A 9222-nucleotide genomic window follows, 5' to 3' on the forward strand; every position below is an offset into this window, starting at 1 on the left:
GAGAATTTTTTTCAAGGAAGAAGCAAGAAAAAAATTCTCTCCCCCTGGCGATCGCCAAGCGTGTTAAAACCTAGTTAAGCGACCCAATTCTGAACTTATGGAAATACTTTTGACGCTGGTGCTGGGTTCGGTGCTGTTAGTCTGGGGAATCAGGTTCGGAAAGGTGTTAGTTCGAGCGGGAGTAACGGCTAATGACTTATTTAAGGGCAGAAATGCGATCGCCCTGCTGTTTTTAGGTTTTTATATTGGCTTGCTGCTACTGGCTCTAAATCTGCCACAAATGCCAGCTTTGCCGATCGAGTGGCGCGGGCACGGGATGCGAGTTACTTGGACTTTGCTGCGAGTAATGTTGATGGGAGTCTGCGGTATTGGCTTGAGTATAAGCTGGCAGACAGCGCGATCGCAAGTAATTGCCGTCATCTTAATTGGCTGCTTAGGATTGGGCGGATTTACCAGCGCTGAATCCTATTTCATGGCACCAATTTACGCTGATTTAATTGACAATTTGCAGCCAAACGGTGTATTTCGCCAAACATCTAACAGCAGTTGTGCTCCAGCAGCCCTAGCCACAATCTTAAGAAGGTGGGGAATGAATGCGACGGAATCGAGTGTAGCCCATTTGGCAGGAACCAGTCGTTTAGGAACTTCCATGCCCCAGTTAATTATAGCAGCAAGAGCTTTAGGAATGCAAGGAATTGAACTAACTCCAAGTTGGGAGCAAATACAGCAAATTAATCGCCCCGGAGTATTAGCAGTTTGGCTATTTGACGGCCCTCGGAAACTTCCCCACGCCGTCGCTTTATTGGGAATTAATCATAATATTGCTACCATTGCCGATCCGGCGCGGGGCAGAATTTTCTATTTAGACAGAGCAACCTTTGCCCAGATTTGGCGCGAGCAATACGTGCCAATTTTTCGTCCTGCGGATATCTCGTTAACTGACAAACAAGCGATTGATTATTTAAATAAGTTGGGATATAATTCTGGTAATTTTCCAGCAGATATCGAGCGCTTTCAGAAAGATAAAAAAATAAAAGTCAGTGGTAAGTTAGACCCGATGACTGAGTTAATGTTAAGCGGCGATTTTTTGCAGGGAGTGCCGAGACTGGACGGGAAATAAACAAGGAAAGGTAGGGGCGGGTTTTACCAACCATAAACGCCAAAAATTGCTAACCTCGAAAACCCGCCCCTCTCTCCTCTTTGAGCAGTCAAATGAATAATCTTTTTTTTTACCAAATTAGCTCTTTATTAAGGCTAAACTCAGCAGGCAATGGTTGTAACTTTTCAGCAATACCTAAAAGATAATCTTTGGCTAAGCTATCTAGGTTTGTGCTATTTTTTGATAAATATGAACTTAATAATGTAGGTTTAGAAAGCCCTTTAAGTGTCACCCCTGCTATCTCATAATTTAATATATCTGGATAAACATCTTGAAAAATCTCATCTGCAAAATTGCAATCGAATAGCTCGACAAATTCAAAAATAACTTGTCTGGCATCAAAAAAATAACAACTTGCTAGGAGTTGCTGTTTAGGAATGCAATCCCTCAAGTCTCACCCTCATGGAATGAAAATTCTTCTTGCGCCTATGTAATTGCCACTATAAATGGCAATCTCAACAATACGCCCGACACACCGTTCTCGATAACTTGAGTCATTTAATACTCGCTCGGCATTACCAATTGTCACAACTGGTAATGAGTTCGGAGTGTTTTCCTCGCGCATGACTTGCTCTAATGAGTCTTCATCTTTCATGCTTCGATTAGCTGTAAGTAAAATCATTTGATTTTCCTGAGCGAGTCTCCAAACAACTCTATCACTGCTATCAATTGACAATCCCACCTCCTCAAACATGACGAAGCGAATTTGGACAAAATCAAGCCAACCTTGGCTAGCAATACTGCCAAGAAGAACTCGTGCGTGTCCCTTGAAGTTGTGATCTATTAAAAAAATCATGACTGGACTAAGTGACGTGCCTTCGATGCTTGAAGCTTTTCCCAAGCAGCCTCTAATCCAGGTGGTGGTGGGAGGGTAGCAATGTGGGCAATGCGATCGCGATTTTGTTCTTCGTAATATTGCCTAATTTCCTCAGTTTCCTTGAGAACAACTTGGTATTCTGCATCAACTTCTGCCGAATGTGTATCTATGTAAGAAAGGGCTGCATTAATTTGATCCTCTGTCAAATCAAACAGGGAACGAATAAATTTAGGCGGATACTGGGCGATTACATAGTCCATCACATCGTAGAGAGTGATGCGCGTACCTGCGATCGTCAACCCACGCTCTGTACGGATAATAACCGATGGCTCATTAGATACTAAGGTCATAGTCATAGCCTGTTGCTAACTTATCTTGATGGTACTTCAAACTCAGTAGATTTAACCACATTCATACCCGCTGCCGCAAATCTTTGAAAAGTCGCATCTGCTGCTTGCGTAAAATCAACAACACCAGGAACAACCACAGGCGAAGTACAATCTTCCAACAAATAAACCTTCTTTGCTAACTCCGAATCGCGCGCCAAAATTTCCGTCAATAAATCATCAATTGTCCAAGCAACGCAATGACTTTTAGCTTGTCCAGCAATAATGACTGCATCAAAATCCAGCAACTTATCAATAAAACTAACATTCTTTTGAGCGATCGCACTCCCATCCGCCCCCTCTAAAACTTCCGGCTGCAAAACAGAATAGTTTTCCGTGAGGGGATTGCCACCTTTGATTTCAAAAATGGCTTGAGTTTCGCGGGCGATGCTATGGAAAAAAACAGCTTCTTCCACCGCCGAAACCAGCGCGTGTCCGATACCACCAAGCATCGAGTGATAGGGCCAAATTGTCAAGGGATATTTGCCATTATCGCTAAGTTTCTGCACGTAATGCAGAGCGTGTTTTTCCAGGGCCAAAAAATTGCCACCGCTGATGCTATCAGCCACGGCGGGATTAACTTTCCAAATACCATTGGCAACATCTTCTAGGCTAATGGAAGTTACGGCTGGTTGCGGATGTTCCCCTGCTGCATTTATCCAAAAAATTGGATGAAAAATTTGCATAGCCGTATGGGTATCCATGGTGGGCGCGATCGTGGTAATTCTGTCTAAATTGCGGTAAATGAACTCGCACAGTCGCAGATTGTCATCAATAGCACCGCTACCCGAACGCCCACCCACAAATAGTTCAAATTCCGGCAAACAAAAAGTATTTTGGGCATCAATTATCAACAAACAAATGCGGTTGGTATCCCTAGCAGCAGGCAGAATACTGTGTTTCACAGCCCATTCTTTAGCTTGAACAGCACGTTCTTGATAAGGTACCCGCCAGACTTCACTGACTTTCTTCGGGTCAAAATACTCAGGAATGGGGAGTAAGCTGTTTGCAGTCATGGCTAATTTACTTAAAAGTAGATTTTCACAAAAACTTAAATTGACAGTAAAAAATATTAACTCATTCGTCAACCCATCTTTCTACCCGCTCTTTCTCCGCGCTCTCTGCGCCCTCTGTGGTAAAAAAAATCTAAAACTTTATGGAATTAGACTATCATAATCAATGATAACCCAATTTTCTGACCTTGCCAACTAATTTTAAGGTTTCGCGATCGCCCACAGGCCTAACTACAAACCTGTGAAGGTATTACCCATAATCCAAAGAGCTATTTAGGGTGAATTATGCCACAAGCACAAAATGCCAACTATCCCCGGAATCCTTTTAAACGCAAATTATTTTTTTTATCGATCGCCCTTTCACTCTCTCTGTTCATTCTAGCAACTAAATCTTCCTACATCCAAGATTTTTTAAGAACAGTGCTCATCCAGATCCAGGACTTAGGGTGGTGGGGACCAGTCGCATTTGTAGCCACTTACAACTTAGCTACTATACTATTTATACCAGGTGCTGTTTTGACCCTGGGAGGTGGGGTGCTGTTTGGGCTGTGGTGGGGTTCAGTCTACGTGTTTGTAGCGGCAACTTTAGGAGCCACCTTTGCTTTCCTGATTGGGCGATACTTGTCGCGCGATCGCCTGGTAAAATATATGGAAAATCATCCCAAGTTCCAAGCTCTCGATCGCGCAATTTCTCAACAAGGATTAAAAATAGTATTTCTGACACGTCTTTGTCCTTTATTTCCTTTTAATTTATTGAATTACGTTTTGGGGATTACCCAAGTTTCTTTGAAAGATTATATCCTCGGTTCCTTCGGGATGATACCGGGAACTATTCTGTATGTTTATTCCGGTTCTTTGGTAGGAGATTTGGCTGCGATCGGCGCAGCAACAGGGTGTACTAATCCCCAAGATTCCGCAGTAAAATGGTCGATCAATATCATCAGTTTTCTAGCCACAGTCGCTGTTACTGTCTCTATCACTCGGATAGCTCGCCAAGCTTTGGATGAAAGTGTTTAATTAGGAGAATTTGCTAATGTCACACTCAAAAGTCGATCGCGTAACAGTCCCCCCGATGGACGAACACAACCAAAAATTAGTCTCTTATTTGCATCCCTCAAATTGGGTAAACCCGCAGCCGGCTAGCTGTTACAATTTAGTAGTAATTGGAGCAGGGCCCGCAGGATTAATTGTGGCCGCCGGGGCTGCTGGTTTAGGCGCGAAAGTTGCTTTGATTGAAAAACATTTGATGGGAGGCGATTGTTTAAATGTCGGTTGCGTTCCTTCAAAATTGCTGATTCGTTCGTCTCGTAGTGTCGCTGATATCTCGGAAGCAAGTAAATTTGGTGTTAGCGTTCCTAACGGTACAGAAGTTGATTTTTCCGCAGTGATGGAAAGAATGCGGCGCATCAGGGCCGACATCAGCGATGTTGATTCTGTGCAACGATATCAGGACAAATTAGGAGTCGATGTTTTCTTAGGTTCTGGTCGTTTTACCAGTAACAATACAGTAGAAGTGGCTGGTCAAACTCTCCGCTTTAAAAAAGCAGTAATTGCAACTGGTGCAAGGGCGCTAAAACCGCCAATTCCAGGTTTACAAGAAGGTGGGTATCTGAGTAATGAAACTGTGTTTAACCTCACAGAAAAACCTCAGCGTTTGGCAGTAATTGGTGCAGGTCCGATCGGCTGCGAATTAGCTCAAGCCTTCCGCAGGCTGGGTTCAGAAGTCGTGTTATTCCACAAAAATGCTCACATTTTGGACAAGGAAGATGTCGATGCTGCTAACATTGTGCAGCAGGCGTTTGTGCGGGAAGGAATTCAGTTAATACTTGAATCCAAAATAGAGCGCGTTGAGCAAACAAATACAGGCAAAGTAATTTATTATGAATCTCAGGGTAAAGGAGGTACTGTAACAGTAGATGAAATTCTCATTAGCACCGGGCGATCGCCCAATGTCGAAGGATTGAATTTGGAGGCTGTGGGCGTTGATTACAATACACAAACTGGCGTATTTGTCAATGACAATTTGCAAACTACTAATCCCCGCATTTACGCTGCGGGCGACATTTGCATGAAGCATAAATTCACTCATGCTGCTGATTTTGCGGCGAGGATTGTCATTCAAAATACGCTGTTTTTCGGACGCAAAAAACTCAGTGCTTTAACAATTCCTTGGTGTACTTATACTAGCCCAGAAATTGCTCATGTCGGGATGGGCGAAGCTGAGGCTAAAGCTAAAGGAACTGAGATCGATACATTTTTGATTCCTTTCAGTCAAGTCGATCGGGCAATTATAGACGGTGAAGATGAAGGTTTTGTGAAAATTCACGTCAAGAAAGGTAGCGATAAAATATTAGGTGCAACGATTGTGGCGAGAAACGCCGGAGATATGATTAGCGAAATTACTTTAGCAATGGTTAACAATATTGGTTTAGGAAAAATTGCTAGCGTAATTCATCCCTATCCGACGCAAGCTGATGCAATTCGGAAAGCCGGGGATGCGTACAATCGCACTCGTTTGACACCGTTGGTAAAGAATTTGTTTAATAAATGGCTGGCTTGGACTCGATAACATAACTCGGCGGTTGAAACCGCTACTACACAAACAAAGTCCGCCTGCGCGGACTGGATGAGGGGTATTTTTAGGTTTCTGTTGCTGTTTCAAATCCAACGTCTTCATACAAAAGTGCGATCGGCAAATTAAACCCAATACTTGATAAAGTGATAATCTCCCCAGCAGTGTAAGAATAGTAAAGCCACATTCTGCCCTCTCCCCGACAGTAACGTTCAACAAAAATCTTTTGTGAATCAATCAAGATATACTCTTGCAAAGTCGGAATTTTTAGATAACAAGTGAATTTTTCATCCCTATCCTTAGCACTTGTACTGGGTGAAAGAACTTCCACAATAATTTTAGGATTCTGGATGAATTGGCGGGAATTCAAGTCTTGAGGATCGCAACTGACTATCACATCAGGGTAGTAGTAACGGCGTTGAAAACTGACTTGCAATTTCACATCTGACACGTTCATCCGACAGCCTGTGGAACGTATATGTGGGCGTAATGCAGTATAAAAGTTAAGTGCAATATCGTTATGAGGAATTGTACTACCCGTCATGGCAAAAACTTCGCCGTTGACATATTCGTGGCGAATCTCTTGTTGAGCTTCCCATTCTAGGTATTCCTCAACGGACATTTTTTGGGGTGTTTGGGGAATGGCTATCATAACAAAATGAATACTGCATAAACTGGGTGACTCCTGCGACATCTCTTCAAAAGCGCAATTGGAGAAGTCCCTATGATGGTTAATTATACAACTGAATCGGAGAAAGCTTGGTACAAATCTCCTGCGATTGTAGCTGCTGTGGGTGTCAGCGCGATCGCCCTTGCAGCTTTCATTTACCCAGAACTCGCCACTCAACCGATCGTACACTACCGCGCCGACGATAATTCCTCCTCTGCCGATCGCTACACCTTGCAGCGCCAAACCCACTGTCAACTCAGCAGCCAACATTATAAACCGGGAGATACCGCTGTCAGCATTCCGTTTGCCGATCGGGCCGTCGTCACCAAAACCATCTCCATTACCAATAGTTTAACGCTAATGGGGGAATGTCAACACAATGGGCGATCGATTACCAACAAACAACCCGGAACCTCTCTTGTTGCCTTATTAGAACGGAGTCAAAGTACCATTCAACAACAACATCAAACCAACAAAAATCCAGGCATACTCACCATTGTAGCCAATGACTTTGAGCCACGTCAAGGGGAGCGTGCGATCGATTTTAGTCGAGTCAAAACCCTCGTTGACGACATCGAAAAACAGGGAGTAGTCATCTCATTCATCATACCTCAAGGTCAATTATATGAAGACCTAACGAACCAATTGAGCAGCAAAGAAAGCATTTGTGCTTTAGACGAAGGAAAAGATGAAGATGCAGTAAGGCGCTCCATGACACCTTGCATTGATGCAGCCTTTACCAAAGCCCGAAAAATGACAGTCAAATCCAATTAATTTAGTTAATCTGTAGGGTGCGTCGCTGCTCGTGTTTAATGGAACTTGCAGATTGACTTCGGGCGACGCACCTTACTTACTACAAATCCGAATTATTCCTCTCTCTTCTCTTCCTCTGTGTTCTCTGTGTTCTCTGCGGTTAAATAATTCCGATCCAACCAGAATTGATATTACATCCGTTACAAAATCCGTTGCCGAACTTTTTTCCCCGAATTCTGCCTAAACCTTCAATCCGTAGCGACACTATCTTATCAAGCCAAAAAACAACGAGATAAAACCCATGAATTCTACCACCAATCACCATAACTCTACCTCCAGCATCGTAGCATGGCAATACCTGCACCAAGAATTAACCGCCCTACTCCCCGAACAAATCAAATCCCAAATGAGTCAGCGGGAAAAACGATATGCAGAAGGAGAAAAAGCCAAAAATCGGATTAACGATTTAACACCTTTAGCGAGGCGCAACCCCAACCCTGAAACAAAAAAAATAGTCAATATTTTGGTAGGAATAATGAGCGCACTTACCTTCAGTGCGGGAGCGCGAATATTGACTTCCGGCTTTGGAAGTATGAGCATTCCAGCGAGTTTGTTCATCGGCGGCGCTGCGGGGGTGGTGGCGGACAAAAAAGTGATGAAAGTTATGGAACATCATCGCAAGAAAAGTAGCACTCAGCAAGCATTGCAAGATATCCAAAAACAAAAACAAGCTCATCCCCCCAAAAATGAATTTGGCGAACTTTATTACGAATCTCAAACCACCTTAGTGCTACAAGTGGAAGGTCAATATTTGAACAAACTACCCTTTAGCGATGTCGGTTTAGCCGTGGGATTGAGCGGCACCGAATATGCGATGTCTCTGGGGATTGTGATCGGGTTGGGATTACCGGGGGGAATTGTGTTAAATGCGATCGCAGCCAGCCTACCCGTAGTAATGTTATGGGGAGCCGCATCACTGCAAAACGACGCCTTTGAAATGCCCGGACACGCCCGCTCATTAATTGGGCAATACGAAAGCAGCCTCCCGATAGAAATCACCGAATTGGAGGCAAATCAGATTGCCGGAATCGACGAAGAAGTTACTCTCAAACAGCGACAACTCGCCTACGAGCAAGCCTTAAACCTGCGTCGCTCTAAATTTGTCAGCGAAGGCGATACCAGCGGGCGAATGAAGAATTGGGACATGGTAGAAGCCGACTTTCAAATCGGCTGGTACGAGAAAGAAAAACATCAAATTGAAAAAGAACAGGACGAAAAACGAGAACAGCGTTACTTTAAGTTTAAAGCCGATGTTGCTCAAATTGCCGAACAGTATGAACCGCCCGCTGGTACTTACTCACCGGAACAAATGGCGCAGTTGAAAATTGAATGGGTGGAAGTCCAAGAACAAAAATTGAAGGAAATTCTCGCCCATGACATTCAGTGGTTGAACCACAAATACGGCAACAAAATCAAGCATTACGAGGAGGAAATCACCACAGCGCGCCAGCGTTACGCAGAAGCCGAATCTCGGTGGCGGCAAGAACGACATTCTGATGCCATGAAGGATACTGTTTGAGACTGAAACCCTCTGTATCTCTCGTTTGTATCGCAGTCTAGATCCCCCTAAATCCCCCTTAAGAAGGGGGACTTTGATCCGATTCTTGTCTCCCCCTTTTTTAACAGACTTTGATCCGATTCTTGTCTCCCCCTTTTTTAACAGACTTTGATCCGATTCTTGTCCCCCCCTTCTTGACAGACTTTGATCGGACTCTTGTCCCCCCCTTCTTGACAGACTTTGATCGGACTCTTGTCCCCCCCTTCTTGACAGACTTTGATCGGACTCTTGTCC

General features: G+C 43.9%; 10 protein-coding genes. 5 read left to right on the plus strand and 5 right to left on the minus strand.

All coding sequences use genetic code 11. From position 1 onward, the window contains the following. Positions 1–97: 97 nt before the first annotated feature. Complete coding sequence (locus ACBR23_RS23195) at positions 98–1120, plus strand: cysteine peptidase family C39 domain-containing protein (protein ID WP_371116685.1); 1023 nt, start codon at positions 98–100, stop codon at positions 1118–1120. Positions 1121–1229: 109 nt separating this feature from the next. Here the strand turns inward: ACBR23_RS23195 and ACBR23_RS23200 are convergent, their stop codons facing one another. The 4 genes from ACBR23_RS23200 to ACBR23_RS23215 are packed head-to-tail and all read right to left on the minus strand — an operon-like array spanning position 1230 to position 3378. After that, positions 1230–1550 carry a hypothetical protein gene (locus tag ACBR23_RS23200; protein WP_371120532.1) on the minus strand — a complete coding sequence of 107 codons (321 nt, stop codon included), beginning with the start codon at positions 1548–1550 and terminating at the stop codon, positions 1230–1232. Positions 1551–1559: 9 nt separating this feature from the next. Further along, complete coding sequence (locus ACBR23_RS23205; RefSeq protein WP_371116687.1) at positions 1560–1955, minus strand: ACP S-malonyltransferase; 396 nt, start codon at positions 1953–1955, stop codon at positions 1560–1562. Further along, positions 1952–2326 (minus strand): DUF433 domain-containing protein, encoded by a 375-nt coding sequence (locus tag ACBR23_RS23210; protein ID WP_371125687.1) that lies wholly within the window; start codon positions 2324–2326, stop codon positions 1952–1954. The genes ACBR23_RS23205 and ACBR23_RS23210 overlap by 4 nt, the downstream gene beginning before the upstream one ends. Before the next feature lie 20 nt (positions 2327–2346). Next, the gene (locus ACBR23_RS23215; protein ID WP_371120533.1) at positions 2347–3378 is read right to left on the minus strand and encodes an isochorismatase; all 1032 of its coding nucleotides are present in this window, start codon (positions 3376–3378) and stop codon (positions 2347–2349) included. 282 nt (positions 3379–3660) lie between these two features. Here ACBR23_RS23215 and ACBR23_RS23220 point away from each other — a divergent pair, with 282 nt between their 5' ends. Both ACBR23_RS23220 and ACBR23_RS23225 read left to right on the plus strand, forming a co-directional pair. Next, complete coding sequence (locus ACBR23_RS23220; protein ID WP_371120534.1) at positions 3661–4392, plus strand: TVP38/TMEM64 family protein; 732 nt, start codon at positions 3661–3663, stop codon at positions 4390–4392. Between the two features lie 16 nt (positions 4393–4408). Further along, positions 4409–5944: a mercuric reductase gene (locus ACBR23_RS23225; RefSeq protein ID WP_371120535.1), complete on the plus strand. Its 1536-nt coding sequence runs from the start codon at positions 4409–4411 to the stop codon at positions 5942–5944. Positions 5945–6014: 70 nt separating this feature from the next. On the opposite strand, the gene ACBR23_RS23230 is transcribed toward ACBR23_RS23225, so the two are convergent. Then, positions 6015–6599 (minus strand): Uma2 family endonuclease, encoded by a 585-nt coding sequence (locus ACBR23_RS23230; protein WP_371120536.1) that lies wholly within the window; start codon positions 6597–6599, stop codon positions 6015–6017. 72 nt (positions 6600–6671) lie between these two features. Between ACBR23_RS23230 and ACBR23_RS23235 the strand changes: the two genes are divergently transcribed. After that, positions 6672–7391, plus strand: coding sequence for a hypothetical protein (locus ACBR23_RS23235; protein WP_371116693.1), 720 nt, complete (start codon positions 6672–6674; stop codon positions 7389–7391). 280 nt (positions 7392–7671) lie between these two features. Continuing rightward, positions 7672–8949 (plus strand): hypothetical protein, encoded by a 1278-nt coding sequence (locus ACBR23_RS23240; protein ID WP_371120537.1) that lies wholly within the window; start codon positions 7672–7674, stop codon positions 8947–8949. The last annotated feature ends 273 nt before the right edge of the window (positions 8950–9222 follow it).

The organism is Microcoleus sp. (assembly GCF_041354475.1).
Lineage (GTDB): Bacteria > Cyanobacteriota > Cyanobacteriia > Cyanobacteriales > Microcoleaceae > Microcoleus.